Source organism: Streptacidiphilus anmyonensis (assembly GCF_000787855.1).
Taxonomy (GTDB): Bacteria; Actinomycetota; Actinomycetes; order Streptomycetales; family Streptomycetaceae; genus Streptacidiphilus; species Streptacidiphilus anmyonensis.
This window is the reverse complement of the sequence record NZ_BBPQ01000051.1, coordinates 34,555-50,729: the sequence shown is the minus strand read 5'-3', so window position 1 is coordinate 50,729 and position 16,175 is coordinate 34,555. Positions and strand designations below refer to the sequence as shown.

13 protein-coding genes are annotated in these 16,175 nt (G+C 72.0%); 9 read left to right on the top strand and 4 right to left on the bottom strand.

What is annotated here, in order from left to right; genetic code table 11:
* Positions 1–476 (top strand): isocitrate lyase/phosphoenolpyruvate mutase family protein (locus tag TR50_RS31000; RefSeq protein ID WP_042429761.1); only part of this gene is annotated, 476 nt, incomplete at its 5' end.
* Here the strand turns inward: TR50_RS31000 and TR50_RS46000 are convergent.
* Both TR50_RS46000 and TR50_RS30995 read right to left on the bottom strand, forming a co-directional pair.
* Positions 473–718 carry a hypothetical protein gene (locus TR50_RS46000; protein WP_152648734.1) on the bottom strand — a complete coding sequence of 82 codons (246 nt, stop codon included), beginning with the start codon at positions 716–718 and terminating at the stop codon, positions 473–475. The genes TR50_RS31000 and TR50_RS46000 overlap by 4 nt on opposite strands.
* A gap of 59 nt (positions 719–777) precedes the next feature.
* Positions 778–1,983 (bottom strand): erythromycin esterase family protein, encoded by a 1,206-nt coding sequence (locus TR50_RS30995; RefSeq protein ID WP_042429757.1) that lies wholly within the window; start codon positions 1,981–1,983, stop codon positions 778–780.
* A gap of 58 nt (positions 1,984–2,041) precedes the next feature.
* Between TR50_RS30995 and TR50_RS30990 the strand changes: the two genes are divergently transcribed.
* On the top strand, positions 2,042–2,785 hold the full coding sequence (locus TR50_RS30990) for a TioE family transcriptional regulator (protein ID WP_042429756.1): 744 nt from the start codon (positions 2,042–2,044) through the stop codon (positions 2,783–2,785).
* Positions 2,786–3,021: 236 nt separating this feature from the next.
* On the opposite strand, the gene TR50_RS30985 is transcribed toward TR50_RS30990, so the two are convergent.
* A complete protein-coding gene (locus TR50_RS30985; RefSeq protein WP_236654660.1) occupies positions 3,022–5,298 on the bottom strand; it encodes an FUSC family protein in 2,277 nt (758 codons plus the stop codon).
* 244 nt (positions 5,299–5,542) lie between these two features.
* Between TR50_RS30985 and TR50_RS30980 the strand changes: the two genes are divergently transcribed.
* The 6 genes from TR50_RS30980 (at position 5,543) to TR50_RS30955 (ending at position 12,078) form a co-directional block, all read left to right on the top strand.
* Entirely contained in the window at positions 5,543–6,349 is an 807-nt protein-coding gene (locus tag TR50_RS30980) for a GNAT family N-acetyltransferase (protein WP_042429751.1), read from the top strand.
* A 63-nt stretch (positions 6,350–6,412) separates the two neighbouring features.
* Complete coding sequence (gene infA / locus TR50_RS30975) at positions 6,413–6,637, top strand: translation initiation factor IF-1 (RefSeq protein WP_042429811.1); 225 nt, start codon at positions 6,413–6,415, stop codon at positions 6,635–6,637.
* Positions 6,638–6,731: 94 nt separating this feature from the next.
* Positions 6,732–6,956 (top strand): hypothetical protein, encoded by a 225-nt coding sequence (locus tag TR50_RS30970; protein WP_042429748.1) that lies wholly within the window; start codon positions 6,732–6,734, stop codon positions 6,954–6,956.
* A gap of 183 nt (positions 6,957–7,139) precedes the next feature.
* Positions 7,140–8,828 carry a penicillin-binding transpeptidase domain-containing protein gene (locus TR50_RS30965; protein WP_084701271.1) on the top strand — a complete coding sequence of 563 codons (1,689 nt, stop codon included), beginning with the start codon at positions 7,140–7,142 and terminating at the stop codon, positions 8,826–8,828.
* A 179-nt stretch (positions 8,829–9,007) separates the two neighbouring features.
* Positions 9,008–9,463 (top strand): hypothetical protein, encoded by a 456-nt coding sequence (locus tag TR50_RS30960; RefSeq protein WP_042429746.1) that lies wholly within the window; start codon positions 9,008–9,010, stop codon positions 9,461–9,463.
* On the top strand, positions 9,463–12,078 hold the full coding sequence (locus tag TR50_RS30955; RefSeq protein WP_052441560.1) for a tetratricopeptide repeat protein: 2,616 nt from the start codon (positions 9,463–9,465) through the stop codon (positions 12,076–12,078). The genes TR50_RS30960 and TR50_RS30955 overlap by 1 nt, the downstream gene beginning before the upstream one ends.
* Positions 12,079–12,231: 153 nt before the next feature.
* On the opposite strand, the gene TR50_RS30950 is transcribed toward TR50_RS30955, so the two are convergent.
* The gene (locus tag TR50_RS30950) at positions 12,232–13,647 is read right to left on the bottom strand and encodes a chitinase (RefSeq protein WP_042429744.1); all 1,416 of its coding nucleotides are present in this window, start codon (positions 13,645–13,647) and stop codon (positions 12,232–12,234) included.
* 277 nt (positions 13,648–13,924) lie between these two features.
* On the opposite strand from TR50_RS30950, the gene TR50_RS30945 reads away from it, so the two are divergent.
* Complete coding sequence (locus tag TR50_RS30945) at positions 13,925–16,078, top strand: pectate lyase-like domain-containing protein (protein ID WP_042429740.1); 2,154 nt, start codon at positions 13,925–13,927, stop codon at positions 16,076–16,078.
* Positions 16,079–16,175: the final 97 nt, after the last annotated feature.

The window sequence follows — 16,175 nt, the reverse complement described above, 5'->3', positions numbered from 1 at the left end:
TCAACCTGGAGGACGGTCGCGCCGACGGCAGCCTCACCCCGCCGCAGCTGCACGCCGCGAAGATCGCCGCAGTCAAGGACGCCGTGCCGTGGCTCTTCGTCAACGCCCGCACGGACACCTACTGGCTGGGGCAGGGCCGCGAGGCGGAGACCGCGACCCGCCTGGCGGCCTACCGGGACGCGGGCGCGGACGGGGCCTTCGTGCCGGGTGTGAGCGCCCCGGCCGAGGTCGCGGCCGTGGCGGCCGCGACAGACCTGCCGCTCAACGTCCTCGCCGCGCCGGACGGGTCGTCCCTCGACCAGCTCGCGGGACTCGGCGTCCGCCGGGTGAGTCTCGGTTCGCTGCTGTTCCGGGTCGCCCTCGGCGCGGCCGTGGGCACCGTCGCCGAACTGCGCGCGAACGGGGTGCTCCCGGCGCTGCCGGGGGTGCCGGGCTACGCCTCCGTGCAGGCCCTCACTCAGTCCTCGGAGGACTAAAACGGGAGCGGGTGGTGGTCGTCGTCCGGCCGACGAGGATCCGCGGCAGCCGCCCAGGGCCGCTCGCCCGCCGCGCAGTGGTAGCAGCGGGCCACCCGGCCGTCGTGGTTGTACCACTCGTGCGATCCGCAGTCCCGTCGTCCCTTGCCGAGGAAGCCGCGTTCGACGAGGAACCAGGGCAATCGTCGGCGCAGACGTGTGCGCCACCGGTACCTGTACGGGTACCGATCCTTGTCAGCCACCCGAGGAGCGTACCGGCGGCGCAGTGCGTGGGGCCTGGGGCAGCTCGTGCCCGTCACGGTCACGTTCGGCGGGCGTCCCTGACGAAGACGAGTCCGTCGACGCGCGCCAGGTGCCCCGGGTCGAGCGGGGCGTAGCGGTAGGTGGGCGACACCCGGGGAGCGACGGGCACGTCCGCGAGCGCGGCCGCCAGCCTGCGGGCGTCGACGAGGACGTGCTCCTGGGGCAGCGCGTACAGCAACCCCTCGAGGGTGTCCGGCGGCGGGGCGTCCACGCCCTCGTGCGCGATCGTGCCGAGCGCTGTGGCCAGGAAGGCGTACCGCTCGCCCAGGTGGGCGCCGACGAGCGCGCCGGCGCTCCACCACTCCAGCAGGGGGTGGTCCCACATGCGCATGCTGCTCCGGTCGCGCTGGAGGTGCGCGTTGTGGGCGCTCACCAGCGTGGGGCCCTGCTCGGCGAGGGCCAGCAGGTTCGCGGCCATCATCGAGTCGCGCAGCGCCAGCAGGTGCGTCATGCGTGACGGCGACGGGTCGGCCATGGCGTGGTGGTAGCGCAGCAGGCCGACGGCGGTGCGCGCGTACCGGCGGGTCCGTTGCCAGTCCTCGCGGGACGTGGCCGCGAGCAGCTGCGGCGTCTGCGCGTCGAGCAGCGCGACGAGGTCGTCGGCGAGCAGCCGCAGTCGACCGGCCTCCGCCGACCGGCCCACGGACCGGGCCGGGTCCGTCATTGCGGCGGGCTCGGTCCACCGGTCGTCGGCGCCGAGCAGGCCGTCCAGGACGTCCTCGGTGCAGGGGAGCAGGGACGCGTCGGCCCAGGTCGCGAGGGAGCGGTGGAGCGAGGTGAGCGCCTGCCGGGGGCTGGCGGCGCCGGTGATCTCCAACGGGCCGTCGAAGCCGGCGAAGCGGAGCCGGTCGGACGCGGGCCGGTCCGCGTTGAAGGCGCGCATCCAGCGCACGAGGTCGCGGTTGCCGGGGAAGGCGCCCCAGCCGTGGCTGAACCCGCGCTCCATCACCTCGTCGAGGACGCCCGTGCCCGAGGCGACGTAGTCGTCCACGACCTCGCCCATCAGGCAGTCGCTCTCGATCGCGACGGTCCGGTAGCCCTCCTCCTCGACGAGCTGTCGGAAGAGCTGGTTGCGCAGGTCGAGCAGGGTCTCCTCGCCGTGGGTGGGCTCGCCCAGGCAGAGCAGCCGGGGCCGGGTCGAAAGCAGCCTCATGACGGCGGCAGCCTCGACGGCGTGCGTGGTGTCCGTGATGCCAGTAGCCATGCCTTCAACGCTATCGTTGAACTTCCGGTTGAGACTTTCCCGCGATTTCGGCAGGACGATGGGACGAAACCTTCAAACAGGGGTGACACTGCGCCCGGTGGATCTGGCGCGCGGGCACGGCCTGTCCACGCAGGCCGTCCGCAACTACGAGGAGGCCGGCATCCTCCCGCCCGCCGATCGCACGCCCCACGGCTACCGCGCCTACACGCCGCTGCACGCCTGCGCCCTGCGCGCGTTCCTGGCCCTGCTGCCCGGACACGGCCACCGGACCGCGACGTCGATCATGCGGGCGGTCAACGAGGGCGCGGTCGAGGAGGCCCTGCGGCTCGTCGACGAGAGCCACGCCCAACTCCTCGACGACCGCCGCACGCTGCGGGCCGTGGAGAGCGCGCTGCGGGACCTGGAGTCGTCGCCCACTCCGCCGCCGTCCCTGTACCCGGGCGCCGCGTCGGGCGGCGACGGCACGTTCATCGGACCGCTGGCGGCGGTGCTCGGCCTGCGCCCGGCGACGCTGCGTCAGTGGGAGCGCGCCGGCCTGGTGCGCCCGCGCCGCGATCCACGGACGGGGTATCGCGTCTATGACGACGCCGACGTGCGCGACGCCCGGCTGGTCCACCAACTGCGGCGCGGCGGTTACCTGCTGGAGCAGATCGCGCCGCTGGTCGCCCAGGTGCGGGCCGCCGGTGGGCTGGAACCGCTGGTGCAGGCGCTGACCGACTGGCATGCCCGACTCTCCGCCCGCGGCCGGGCCCTGCTGGCCGGCGCCGCCGAGCTGGACGCGTACCTGCGCGAGCGCGCCTGAGGGGGTGGCGGACCGGACGGCAGGACGGGGGTGTGCGAGCGGCGCGGCTCAGCCGGTCGTGGCGTCGTTCCCTGCGTCGGGACCGGGCCCCGCCGTCGGAGGCCGCCGAGTCGCGCCTGCGCGGGCGCGGGCGAAGGCGCGGACCCCACCGCACGGCGGGTCGCGCAGGCAAGCGAGGCGGGCGGGCAGCGCGGGCTCGACCCCTGGCGCCGTCGCTCTCCGCCCTGCGATCGGGCTCAGCCCGGGGGGCCGGCGCGGGCTGCGGCGGCGAGGATCGGTTGGAGGCGGCGGGCGACGTCGACGTGGTCGCCGGTCCAGATGACGCGGACGGCCGTCGCCGTGGCCTGGCCGTCGCGGTCGACGAGGTCGGTGCGGACGGACTCGACGAGGCGGGCCGCCGCCTCGGGACGGCGCGGCACCAGGGGCGGAAGCGGCGTGTGTCCGGTGAGGTTGTCGGCGAGGCCTCGGTACCAGTCGGTGATCAGGGCGGTCCAGGTGAGGATCGTGCGGTGCGCCTCGGTCTGGTCGGCCTTGGTGCGGGTGCGACCGCACTCCTGCCACAGCGAGACCACGGCGTCGGCCGCGAGGCGCAGGCCGACGACGCCGGTCACCAGGGTGGTGGTGTCGGCCAGCGACAGCGGTTTCGCGCCCCGTTCCGCCAGGTAGCTGCGGAACGCGTCGTCGAGGCGGCGCGCGGACGCGGCCGCCTCGCGGCTCTGGCGAGCCGGCTCCGGCGGAGCGGGCAGGAGACCGGGGTCGGGATCGTGCGGGGCGCCGCAGTGGCCGAGGGCGTAGGCGACCGCGCCGGACAGGTAGCCGGCGCTGTCGGTGTAGGCCCGTGCCAGGGCCCGGTCGACGGCGGCCCCGGCGCCGCGCGGCCAGAAGAACAGGGCGACGACGACGCTGACCGCGCAGCCCAGCGCGATGTCCTCGACGCGGAGCAGGGCGATGTGCCAGTCCGGGTCCTGACCGATGTTGAACAGCACGACCAGGGTGACGGTGAACGCCGCCTGCCCGGCGGCGAAGGAGATCGCGGCGGGCGCGATCCCGGCGACCAGGATGGCGATCGGCAGCAGGAACCACAGGACCGTGCCGTGGTGGCCGATCAGCACCAGCAGCCCCGCGCCGACGAACGAGCCGACCACCGTGCCGCCGACCGCGCGGATCGCGTTCTGTCCGGTGCTGAGGGCGTTGGAGCGCAGCACGGACAGCGTTCCGAGCAGCACCCAGAACGAGTGCTGGACGCTGGTCAGATCGGCCAGGTACACCGCGATCCCGAGCCCGACCGCGCCGCGCAGGCTGTTGTGCAGCCAGACCGAGCCCCGGCCCAGATGCGCGGCCGCCCGCTCGCGGGCCGAGTCCAGCGGAGCGGTCAGCGCGTCGGGTTCGCGACCGAGCAGCCGGTCCGGCCAACTGCGCTGCCAGGCGGTGGCGGCCAGGGCGACGTTCCCGGCGACCTGCTGCACGGCGAAGCCGAGCTCCTGCGCGCGGAAGGAGAAGTCGAGCGTGCCGAGGAAGCCGTAGACCTCGGCCTCGCTCTCGCCGACCGGTTGTTCGACGGGGAGGCGGGCCGTCGAGCTGTCGGCCATCGCCGCCATGGTCACCCGCAGCTCCTTCACCGCGTCGCGGAGCGGGTCGACGTCGCCGCGCAGGTCGGCGAGCAGGTCGGCGGCGCGGTCCAGCACGTCGGCGGCGGCGAGCCGCACGGTACGGGCGGCCGGATCGCAGGCCGGCGGCTCCTCGGTCCAGGCGGGCCGGTCCCCGATGACGGTGCTGAGCCAGGTCAGCTCGTCGACCAGGCGTACCAGCGTCCGCGAGCTGGTGGACAGGCCGGTGGGACGGTAGGGGGTGGCGTCGAAGACCCGGCGCAGCTCCGCGCTGGCCTCGTCGGTCCGCTGGGCCACGACGCGGCACCGGTCGGCGTCCGGACGCTGCCAGGATTCGCCGTAGCGTGCGGCGTCGGTGCGCAGCCGCTCGGCGGCCGCACGGCAGACGCGGGCCGCCGGTCTGCAGAGCGGATCGGCGACGGGGCGCGGCCACAGCAGCGCCACCGCCGGGATCGCCGCGGCCGCCGCGAGCCCCGCGCCCGCGAGCCGGTCCGGCAGCTGGGACAGGGGCACCGGCGTCGCGACCGGCAGCACGAACGCCAGCAGCAGCGACGTCGTGCTTCCCGCCAGCACCGAGCTGACCACACCGGAGAAGAGCACGACGAACGCGACCACCACCGTGGTCAGCACGGCGAGCCAGGTCCGGTGCGCGACTACGGTGCCCAGGCAGATCAGGGCCGCCCAGGCGACCGCCAGCCCCGCCTGGGCGCGCAGCCGCTCCACCATCGGGCCGGAGTAGTCGACGAGCAGCAGCATCGAGAAGGAGCCGAACGCGGCGAAGCTCGCCGTCGCCGGGGCGTGCAGCACCTGCGTGCACAGCGCGAACAGGGCCGGCATCACCAGCGCGGTGCGCCCGGCCCGTCGCGTCGCCGCGAGCCCGGGGTCGTGCGCGCGCAACCATCCCACACCACCCATTGGCCTGCACCGCCGCCGGACGCGCAACAGCACCGACCGAATCGGAAAACCGGTTGGGCCGGAGACCGTCCGCTTGATAACCTGCGAGTCGCCGTGACCGCATGCAAGGAGGTGAGACCCGTGAACAAGGTTCTTCAGTGGGTACTCCCCCTTCCGCACACGGTGAGCGAGTGACGTAGGCGTCCTCGGGAGTGCCGTCCTTCGACATCGAGGCACTCTGCAAAGGGGATACGCCATGAACCCATCACCGTTCTCTGCTTCCTCCACGGGCACGGGCAGTCGCCCCGTGACGATCACGCGGGCCGGGGAATCCCAGTGGCTCGCCCACGACGACGGCTTCGAACTCGGGCGCGGCGACGTGTCGCGCAGGCCCGACGGGCGGTTGTTCGTCAGCATCGACAGCTGGCAGGTGGAGGTCTTCGACCGCCTGGCCGCGGCCATGCTGGCGGAGCTGCCGAGGCCGCTGCACGCGGTGGTCCACGAGGCCGATCCGGACACGAAGGCCGCCTGGGAGCGGGCCGGCTTCACGGTCGCCCGCCGCGAGGCGGAGTACGCCTTGCCCACCGATCCCCGGGTCACCGGGCTCGACGCGGTTCTGCCGCCGTCCGACGTGAGGGTCGTGCCGCTCGGCCGGGCCCAGGAGGGCCCGCTGCGCACGCTGGACCAGGCCGTGCGCGCCGAGGTCGAGGCCGGCCTCGGCTGGGCGGCCATGCCGGCCGAGGTGTTGCCGCGACCGGAAGGGGTCACCGTCGTGGACCCGTCCAGGTACGCGGTGGCGGAGGCGGACGGCCGCTACGTGGGGCTGGTCCGGGTGGTGCCCCGGCGGCGCCAGGCGCGGATCGGGCTGGTCGCCGTCCTCGCCGCCTACCAGCGCCGGGGCATCGCCCGCGCCCTGCTCGCCGACGTCCTGGGCGCGCTGCACCGAAGCGGCGTCGAGGTGGCCGGGGCCGAGGTGGACGAGTCCAACTCCCCGGCCCTGCGCCTCTTCCAGAGCCTCGGCGCCCAGCGCCGAAGCGGGCTTTTGGAGTTGGTGCGCAGCTGAGCCGCTGAGCGGCTGGACTCTCGCACGACCGTCATCATCATCACCATCGACGAAAGAGTGAACTTGCCGAAGACATCGAACGGCATCGAAATCGAGGGCATCGTCACCGAATGCCTGCGCAACGCCAACTTCACGGTGGAGCTGCAGAACGGGCACAAGGTGCTCGCCCACATCAGCGGGAAGATCCGGAAGAACTACATCAAGATCCTTCCGCAGGACCGGGTGCTCGTGGAGCTCAGCCCCTACGACCTCACCCGCGGCCGGATCCTCTACCGCTACCGGACATGAGCCCGCGTGAGGGAGTGAGCCCGCCTGAGCACGCGTGAGCACGGTCACGCGACCCGGTGAAGATCGGGTGCATCCGGGCGTTTAGTCTGGTTTGATGCGCTTGACAACCATCCTCCGCCGACGTTCGAAGCTCCCCGTCCCGCCCGAGATGGCCCGGCTGAAGGCTCGTGCCGCCCATCTGCGCGGGGAGATCTTCTACCTCCGTCCGGCCTACACCCAGCACCTGCGCTGGGAGTTGGCCGGACTGGAGCGCCGGATGCAGGAGATGGAGGCCTCGGCTCTCGCCGCCCTCACGGCGGCGGGGAGCCGGGCCGACTGAGCCGCCGCAGGGCCAACGCCCGTACGGCGTTCTGACGTTCGGACGTTCGTGCGCCTCCCGCCGACCACGCAGGTGGTGCGGGATGTAACAGAACGTCTACAAGGCGGGGGCGGAACCGGAACGTTCCCGAAGGTCACATACGATCTCCTTGCCGTCCGTTTCGTCCAGTTCCCCGGGGAGATCATGCAGCGCGACCTCGACATGCCCACGTGGTCGGGGAACGATCCCCTCGGGAACGCGCCCACGCCCCCGGGCCGCAGCCGGAAGTGGCTGATCGCCGGGGTGGCCGGGGTGGCCCTGGTCGGGGCCGGCGGCGTGGCCGTCTACGCCTACGCGGAGTCCGCGAAGTCTCCGGCCAAGCCCGACGCCCAGGCGCACGTGCCCGTCATCACCACGCCGACCGCCGCGCAGGCCGCGGCCGCGACGCAGCACTTCCTCGCCTCCTGGGCGGGAGCGGACCTGAACGGGGCCGCGCAGGCCACCGACCAGCCCGCGTCCGCGCAGACGGCGCTCGGCACGTTCGCCTCCGGGCTGCACGCGTCCAAGATCGCCTTCACCGGCCTGGCCGCGGGCGCGGCCGACCCGGCCGTGCCCCACGCGCTGAGCACCACCTTCCACACCACCGCGACGCTCAGCGGCGGCGGGAGCTTCGGCTACGCCGGCTCCGCCGACGTGCTGGTCGTCGACGGCAAGCCGGAGGTCCACTGGGCGCCCTCGGTGCTCTACACCGGCCTGAAGCCGGGCCAGACGCTTGCCTTCGGCAGCATCCCGGCCACCAGCGCGAAGGTCGTCGACCGGCACGGCGCCGCCCTGACCGCCAAGGCCTACCCCTCCCTGGCCGGCGTCATCAGCGAGCTCCAGACCCGCTACGCGGGCAAGGCCACGCGCGCCAAGGGTCAGGGCGTCGAGATCGCCGACGCCGACGGCAAGACCGTCAAGGTGCTGCACGTCGTCCAGCCCGCGGTCGCCGGCTCCATCCGGACGACCCTCGACGCCGGCCTGGAGACGGCGGCCGAGAAGGCGGTCAAGGACTCCCACATCGGCACCATGCCCTCGGACGTGGTGGCGATCGACTACACCACCGGCGAGATCCGGGCCATGGCCTTCCGGGGCGGCGACGCGGCGTTCAACGGCGCGGCGGCGCCCGGCTCCACGATGAAGATGATCACGTCGGCCGCGCTGTTCGACAAGTCGGGGATGCGCCCCTCCGACAAGTCGGCCTGCGTCAAGCAGACCGTGATCAACGGCCAGACCTTCCACAACTTCCAGAACGAGAGCGACCCGAACGCCGACCTCACCAAGGACTTCGCGATCTCCTGCAACACCGGGTTCATCGACGCGGCCACCGCGAAGCTGCACTCCGGCGACCTGCGCGCGGAGGCCCGCGACGTCTTCGGCATCGGCGACTGGAACATCGGCGTGCCCACCACCGACGGCAGCGTGCCCGACGAGAAGGGCAGCACGAACCAGATCGCGGCCCAGTCCATCGGCCAGGGCCAGGTGACGATGAACACCCTCGCCATGGCCTCCGTCGCCGCGACCATCGCCGACGGCGCGTTCCACCAGCCGATCATCGTCCCCGGCCTGCCGCAGCAGACGGCGGCCAGCCCGATCTCCGCGACCACCGCGGCCGAGCTGCGCCAGATGATGGTCGTCACGGCCACCGCCTCCTACGGCACCGCCCAGCCCCGCATGACCGGCATCCACGGCGGCGCGAAGACCGGCACGGCGGAGACGGCGACCAGCACGAACGGCTGGTTCGCCGCGTACGACACCACCAACCACCTCGCCGTCGACGCGCTCGTCATCGGCGGCAAGGAGGGCGTCCTCTCCGCCGGCTACGTCGCCCGCGACGTCCTGACGGCCGGCTGACCGCTCAGTCGTCACCCGCCTGACCTCCACGGCCGTCATGCCTTCCCCGCCGTGCAGGCGTCCGGGCCGTGACGCGTGCTTGCGGCGCGGCAACCCTCCGGATCTCAGCCGACGGGGCGTCACAACGCGGCAATAGTGGGACAATGGACCCGATCGGGACGCCTGGGCGAGGAGGCGGAATGAACCGTTCGGGGTTGCGCTGGTGGGCGGCGGGTCTGCTGACCCTGGCCGCCTTTCTGGGAGTCACCTGGGCGGTGACGGTGACGATCCCTGGCGATGTGCTCGGCCCGCTCGACCTGCGCGTCCTGGTCGGCACCGGAGCCGGTACCGCGGTCGCTGCCCTGGTCGCCCTGTGGGGGAAGAAATGGGCCACGACCACCACCGACAGTGGGGGGTCGGAACCGGTGGCCACCGATGACGTCGCGGTGACGGGACCCAACCACGGCATCATCGCCACCGGAAGCGGATCGCTGAGCTATCAGGGGGAGGGCCCGCTGCCCCCGGACACCGGCCCGGCTGGCGCCGCCCCGCTGGCCGAGGGATCCGCCAGGTCGAGGTCCGTGCGCGTCGGCGGGAGGAATGACGGGATCATCAGTACCGGCGACCGCAGCAAAAACGTCCAGAGACGCCCCTGATGGGCGAGCCCACGGTCCATGTCGCCGGCTCCAACTACGGCATCATCTCCACGGGTCCGGACGCGAAGAACACCATCGTCAACTCCTACGAGGCACCGGTCGGCTACTTCGTCACCCGGGTCGGCACGAGCCGTCCCGGCCGGTCGGAGGGCGGGCCCTGGCCGGACACGCCCAGCAGCCTTCTGCTGGCCGAGCACCAGATCGAGCACCGGATCGTCCCGTTCACCGGGCGCGAGCAGGAGCTCGCGGAACTCCTGACCTGGTGTACCGAGTCGGCCCCCCATCGGGCGGCTCGACTGGTCCACGGCCCGGGAGGCCAGGGCAAGACGCGGCTCGCGCTGCACCTGGCCGCGCAACTGGACGACGCCTGGTCCAGTTGGCGGGTGACCGACCGCGCCGGTCGTGCCGGGGACGGTGCAGCCGCGCCACCGCGACCCGAGCCCGGACACGGCACATTGGTGATCGTCGACTACACCGAGCGCTGGTCCCACAGCCGGATCAAGGAGATCATCAGCGATCTGACCGCTCGTTTCCCGGGGCGGTTGCGGCTGCTGCTGGTAGCCCGCGCGGCGGCCGGGTGGTGGGACCCGACACGCCACACCCTGCGTGACTGCGGCTTCGCCGTCGACCAGCGGGCGCTGCCGGCTCTCGTCGGGGGCCGGGAGGGCGGCCGACGGGACGCGTTCCTCGCGGCGCGGGACGGGTTCGCCAGGGAACTGAGCGTGACAGATCCAGAGGCCGTCCCCGTCCCGGGCGACCTGGACGACGAGCGCTACAACCTGATGCTCACGGTCCATATGGCAGCCCTTGTCGCGGTCGACGCGCACCGGCGTGGGCAGCGGCCGCCTGCCGACCCGGCTCAGCTGTCGGCCTACCTGCTCGACCGGGAACGCGCCTTCTGGGAGGAGGCGCATGCCGAGGGCAGCGGCCGCGTGGTCGCCAACGCGGACGAGATGGCGCAGATCGCTTACGTCGCCACGCTCGTGGGCCGGCTGTCCTATGAGGAGGCGGGAGCCGTGCTGGCCCGCGTGGGTGTCGAGTCCGCGCTGCCGGTCGGGAGCCTGCTCAAGGCGCACTCCCTGGTCTACCCCTCCGGGACCGACGACGGCTATCTGGAGCCCGTCTATCCGGACCGGCTGGGTGAGGACTTCGTGGCGCTGAGCATGCCCGGTCATACCTCGGCTCACGCACCGGATCCGTGGACCAGTGGGTGCCTGCGCCGGCTTCTGACGCAGGCACCCGAGGAGCCGGTGCCTTCGTGGATGCGGCATGCCTGCGCGGTGCTCTTCGAAACCGCAAGCCGCTGGCCGCACGTCGGAGCGGAGCACCTGTCGGGCCTCCTGCGCTCGAGCCCGCAGCTGGCCACGGCCGCCGGGGGAGCGGCGCTCGCGCAACTGCCCGCGTTGCCCGGTATCGACGAGGAGACCTTGCTGGAGGTCGCCGTGAGCATCGGCGTCGGCCGCGACAGCGACCTTGATCTCGGTGTGGCCGCACTGATGCTGGCGACCGAATCCGAACAGCTCGCGGCGGCCGGGAGTACCGCGGATCGAGCCTGGATCGAAGGACACGTCAGCTACCGGCTGGGCTGCGCCGGTCTGTGGCAGGCGGCGATACGGCCCGCGACCGAGGCCGTGGCGCTCTACCGGGAGCTGGTCGCGGGCAGCAGCGGCGACGACCGTCACCTGTACCAGCTCAGGCTGGCGCAGAGCCTGGACCGGCTCGGCATCGACCTGGAGCTCAGGGGACGGCACGCCGACGCTCTGCCGCACACCCGCGAGGCCATCGGCATCCTGCGGAGGCTGATCGAGGTGGGAGGTGACCCCGACGGTCGCGCCGGACATCAGCTCGGCTACTCGCTGGCGAACCAAGCCGGACGACGTGCTCTGCCCCCGGCCGAGCGGCTTTCTCTCGGCGAGGAGGCCGTGGCGGTGTGCCGCCGCTGGGAGGAGGAACATCCCGGTCGGACCACGGAGCTCGCCGGATCACTGGAGAACCTGGCCGACGCACTGGACGACCTCGGGCGACCGGAGGAGGCCGTCGAACGGAGCCGGGAGGCGGTCGGCCTCCGCCGGGCCCAGTGGTTGGGGACTCCCCAGGCATTCGGTGAGTACTTCGCCGACTCGGTCGCCGGGCTCGGCCGTCTGCTGTGGCGCACCGGGAATCGTGCCGAGGCCGAGCAGGTGCTGCAGGAAGCGGCAGCGCTCTTCCGGGGGCTGGCCAAGGCAAATCCGGGCATGTACGCGGCCCGGTGGTCGCAGAGTGTGTTCCGTCTGGCGTTCATCGACCAGCTGGCGGGTCGTGCCGGGGACGCCGAAGCGCTCTACAGAGAATCGTTCCGGGCCGTCCAGGCATGCGCGGGCACGGCGGTGGGCTGGGCCGCCACCGATCTCGTCTCGCTGCCGGGCCGCCTGCGGCCCGCCTTCGATGCTCTTCCCGGTCCCCTCGACGACGTCATCACCGCCCTGCGGCAGCGCGCTGAAGACTGTGACGCCGCAGCTGAGGCCGACCCGGACCGTGAGGCCGGTCCTATCCGGCTGGGCCACGCCTTGCGGGGCCTTGCTGCCCTCGCGGAGGAACTGCGCGCCGGCGAGGCGGAGCGCCGGCAGGACACCTGATGCGCCGGTGCATCGCCCCTCCTGCCCGACTCAGTACGGACTCGGCAGACACGACAAGAACGGCCAGTCGCGGTTGTGCCAGCTGGCCGTTCCTGCCAAGTCTTGCACGAAGCGATGCGGTGTCGCTGTGGTCCTGACAAGGGGGGCCGGGATTCAGCTGGGGAGGGTCCACTGCTGGTTGGCGTTGCCGGAGCAGCTCCAGATCTGGGCCTGGGTGCCGGGCGTGGTGGACCAGTTGGTGTCGTCCAGGCACTTGCCCGACTGCGGGTTCAGCAGCGAGCCGTTCGACTGCGGCTGCCACACCTGCGCACCCGTGCCGTTGCAGTCGTACAGGTCCACCGTCGTCCCGTCGGCGGTCCCGCCGCCGTTCACGTCCAGGCACTTGCCCAGCACCCGCAGCGTCCCGTCCGAACCAGGAGTCCACTGCTGCGCGCTCGTCCCGTTGCAGGTGTACACCTGCACCGGGTTGAAGTTCGCCGTCGACGCCGACCGGTCATCCAGACACAGACCCTGATACCCCGTCACCTGACCCGTACGGCTGCCGCCGCCCCCGCCGGAGCTGCCGGTCAGGGCGTTGAAGGTGGACGCGAACTGGTACGTGCTCTGCTGGGTTCCGCTGCAGGTGTCGGAGTAGGTGCCGACGGAGGCGCAGGCCTGGTCGCGGCCGAGCGACCAGTAGGAGAGCTCCTGGATGCCGTTGGCCTGGGCGAAGCTCTCCAGGGAGGAGGCGTCGCCGGTGGTGAAGACCTCGTTGGTGGAGTCGTTGACGCCGAGCATCGGCGTGTTGCCCTCCATGGCCCACAGTTGGGCCGAGCTCTTGCCGGTCCAGATCTGTCCGAGCTGGGTGTGCAGGCCCTGCGCCGCGCTGATCGCGGCCTGGCCCATCTCCTCGTTCGGGCCGTAGTCCATGGTCATGATGTTGACCAGGTTGACGTTCACCCCGTGGCTCGCGGCGTTGTCGAGCAGGCTGATCGCGTTCGATTCGAGGCCCGTGGTGTCCACGGGCAGCGTGTAGTCGACGGTGAGGGTGCGGCCCTGGGAGGCGTAGTAGGACTGGAGGTTGGCGAGCGCCTGGTTGCGGCGGTCGTTGGCGGCCGTGTCGTCGAGCGTGGACCCCTCGACGTCGAGGTCGATCCGGGTCAGGTTCAGCGTGTCGACGACCCGCTGGTACTGGGCCTGGAGCGCCGACACCGAGGTGCACGCCTCGGCGAGCTCGGTGCCGGACGCGCCGCCGAAGGAGGCGATGGCGTCGCCGCCCGACGCGCGCAGCGTGTTGACCGCGCCGGTCCAGCCGGCGTCGTCGATCGCGGTGTCACCGTTGAAGGTGGCGTTGCAGCTTCCGTTGCCGTTGATGACGAAGGCGAGGGTGTAGTACTTCAGGCCCGTCGCCGACTCGGCCGCCGCGATGGCCCCGGGGGAGTTCCAGGTCTCCACGTAGGGCGCGGCGTAGTGGGCGGGGAAGCCGGGGCCGGGGTTGGCCGCGGCGTGGGCCGCCGGCGCGGCGAGCAGCATCGCTGAGGCGGCGGTCAGCAGTACGGCGGACGGTGCGCAGGCATGCCGAAGACGCATGGTGGACTCCGTGGGGTGAGGCCGGAACGTGGGGGAGCGGCCGGGTGGAACGGAGTCAACTAGAGGTCATGACAGGCCGTCAAGAGCCAGGATTAGTAAACCTTCCTGTCAAAAGAGCCGACAGGACTCCGACGGACACATCGGGCATGTCTGATCTCTGTGTTCGAGCCCTGATCGCGGGAGAGCGTTCTCTGAGTTGGTTTCATGACTATTGACGTTGACATGACTTCAAGAGTTCAATCGGCGGGCCCCACCACCCCCACCGAGAGGTCTCGCCATGCTGTCTTCCCGCGGGCGGCCGCGTGCCCGCCGCCGGCCCTTGATCGCCGCCGCCGTCCTGCTCCAACTCCCGCTCAGCGCGGCCGCGCTGCACCCCGCCGTGGCGGCCACCCCGGCGACCGGTCAGGTGACGGGGTATCAGGGTCTGTGTCTGGATGACCGGTCGGCGTCGACGGCGAACTTCAACCCGGTGCAGGTGTACACCTGCAACGGGACGAGCGCGCAGCAGTGGACTCCTGGTTCGGACGGGACGCTGCGGGTGCTGGGCAAGTGCCTGGACGTGAACGGCGGCGGGACCGCCGACGGGACGACGGTGGACCTGTACGACTGCAACGGCACGGGTGCGCAGGTGTGGCAGCCGCAGTCGAACGGCTCGCTGCTGAACCCGCAGTCGGGCAAGTGCCTGGACGACACCAACTGGTCCACCACGCCCGGCACCCAGGCCCAGATCTGGAGCTGCTCCGCAGGCGCCAACCAGCAGTGGACCCTCCCCACGACCACGACGGGCAGCAACCCGTTCGGCCCGAACGTGCTGGTCTTCGACCCCTCCATGTCGGCCGCCAGCATCCAGAGCCAGCTGGACGCGGTCTACAGCCAGCAGCAGTCCAACCAGTTCGGCAGCAGCCGCTACGCGCTGCTGTTCAAGCCGGGCAGCTACAACGTCAACGTCAACGTGGGCTTCTACACCCAGGTCCTCGGTCTCGGCCAGACGCCGGACGCCACCACCATCACCGGCGGCGGCGTCCACGCCGACGCGCAGTGGAACGGCGGCAACGCCACCGAGAACTTCTGGCGCGGCGTGGAGAACCTGGACATCGCGCCGAGCTCCGGCAGCACCGAGTGGGCCGTCTCCCAGGCGTCGCCGATGCGCCGCGTGCACATCCAGGGCAACGTCGTCCTCGACGACAACGGCGGCTGGTCCAGCGGCGGCTTCCTCGGCGACGCCAAGGTCGACGGGCAGGTCGACTCCGGAAGCCAGCAGCAGTGGCTCTCGCGCAACGACGAGCTCGGCAGCTGGACCGGGTCCAACTGGAACATGGTCTTCGTCGGCGACACGGGTGCGCCCGCGCAGAGCTTCCCCAAGCCGCCCTACACCACCGTCGGCCAGACCCCGACCAGCGTGGAGAAGCCCAGCCTCTACGTCGACGGCTCCGGCAACTACAACGTCTTCGTGCCCGCCCCCCGCACCAACTCCACCGGCACGGACTGGACGAACGGCCAGACCCCGCCCGGCACCTCGCTGCCGCTCAGCGCCTTCTACATCGCCACGCCGTCGGACACCTCGGACACGCTCAACGCGGCGCTGGCCCAGGGCAAGAACCTCATCTTCACCCCCGGCGTCTACCAGCTGAGCTCCACCCTGCACATCACCCGCGCCGACACGGTCGTGCTCGGCCTGGGCCTCGCCACGTTGGTGGCGGACAACGGCGTCACCGCGATCAGCACCGACGACGTCGGCGGGGTGCGCATCGCCGGCCTGATCGTCGACGCGGGCACCGTCAACTCGCCCTCGCTGATGCAGATCGGCCCGGCGGGCGCGTCCGCGGACCACTCGGCCGACCCGAACGTGCTGTCGGACGTGTACTTCCGCGTCGGCGGCGCGGCCGTCGGCAAGGCGACGCAGACGCTCCAGGTCAACTCGAACAACACCATCGGCGACGACCTGTGGCTGTGGCGCGCCGACCACGGCAGCGGCGTCGGCTGGACCAGCAACACCGCGAACAACGGCCTGGTCGTCAACGGCAACAACGTGACCATGTACGGGCTCGCCGTCGAGCACTACCAGCAGTACCAGACGCAGTGGAACGGCAACGGCGGACGGACCTACTTCTACCAGTCCGAGATGCCATACGATCCGCCGAACCAGGCCGCCTGGATGAACGGCGGCAGCGACGGCTGGGCCTCCTACGAGGTCGCACCCGGCGTCACCAGCCACCAGGCCTACGGCCTCGGCGTCTACTGCTACTTCAGCGCCAACCCGGGCGAGGTCGCCGACCACGCCGTCGAGGTCCCGACCACCTCGGGCGTCGCCCTGCACGACACGATGGACGTCTCCCTCGGCGGGACCGGCACGATCGACCACATCGTCAACGGCAGCGGCGCGACCGTGAACAGCGGCAGCACCGTCGCCGACCTCACGTCCTACCCCTGATCGAGCGCCTCCCGGTCCGGCCGCCCGCCCTGCGCGCGGCCGGATCGGCGCGAGACTGGAGGTACGGCCGGGTAAGGCGAGGTACGGCGTAGTCCGT

Excerpts from the sequence above, each read along its gene's own strand:
- TR50_RS30980 (WP_042429751.1), top strand. The coding sequence starts at position 5,543 with ATGAACCCATCACCGTTCTCTGCTTCCTCCACGGGCACGGGCAGTCGC.
- TR50_RS30960 (WP_042429746.1), top strand. The coding sequence starts at position 9,008 with ATGAACCGTTCGGGGTTGCGCTGGTGGGCGGCGGGTCTGCTGACCCTG.
- TR50_RS30950 (WP_042429744.1), bottom strand. The coding sequence starts at position 13,647 with ATGCGTCTTCGGCATGCCTGCGCACCGTCCGCCGTACTGCTGACCGCC.
- TR50_RS30970 (WP_042429748.1), top strand. The coding sequence starts at position 6,732 with ATGCGCTTGACAACCATCCTCCGCCGACGTTCGAAGCTCCCCGTCCCG.
- TR50_RS30955 (WP_052441560.1), top strand. The coding sequence starts at position 9,463 with ATGGGCGAGCCCACGGTCCATGTCGCCGGCTCCAACTACGGCATCATC.
- TR50_RS30990 (WP_042429756.1), top strand. The coding sequence starts at position 2,042 with ATGGGACGAAACCTTCAAACAGGGGTGACACTGCGCCCGGTGGATCTG.
- TR50_RS30945 (WP_042429740.1), top strand. The coding sequence starts at position 13,925 with ATGCTGTCTTCCCGCGGGCGGCCGCGTGCCCGCCGCCGGCCCTTGATC.
- TR50_RS30965 (WP_084701271.1), top strand. The coding sequence starts at position 7,140 with ATGCAGCGCGACCTCGACATGCCCACGTGGTCGGGGAACGATCCCCTC.
- TR50_RS30995 (WP_042429757.1), bottom strand. The coding sequence starts at position 1,983 with ATGGCTACTGGCATCACGGACACCACGCACGCCGTCGAGGCTGCCGCC.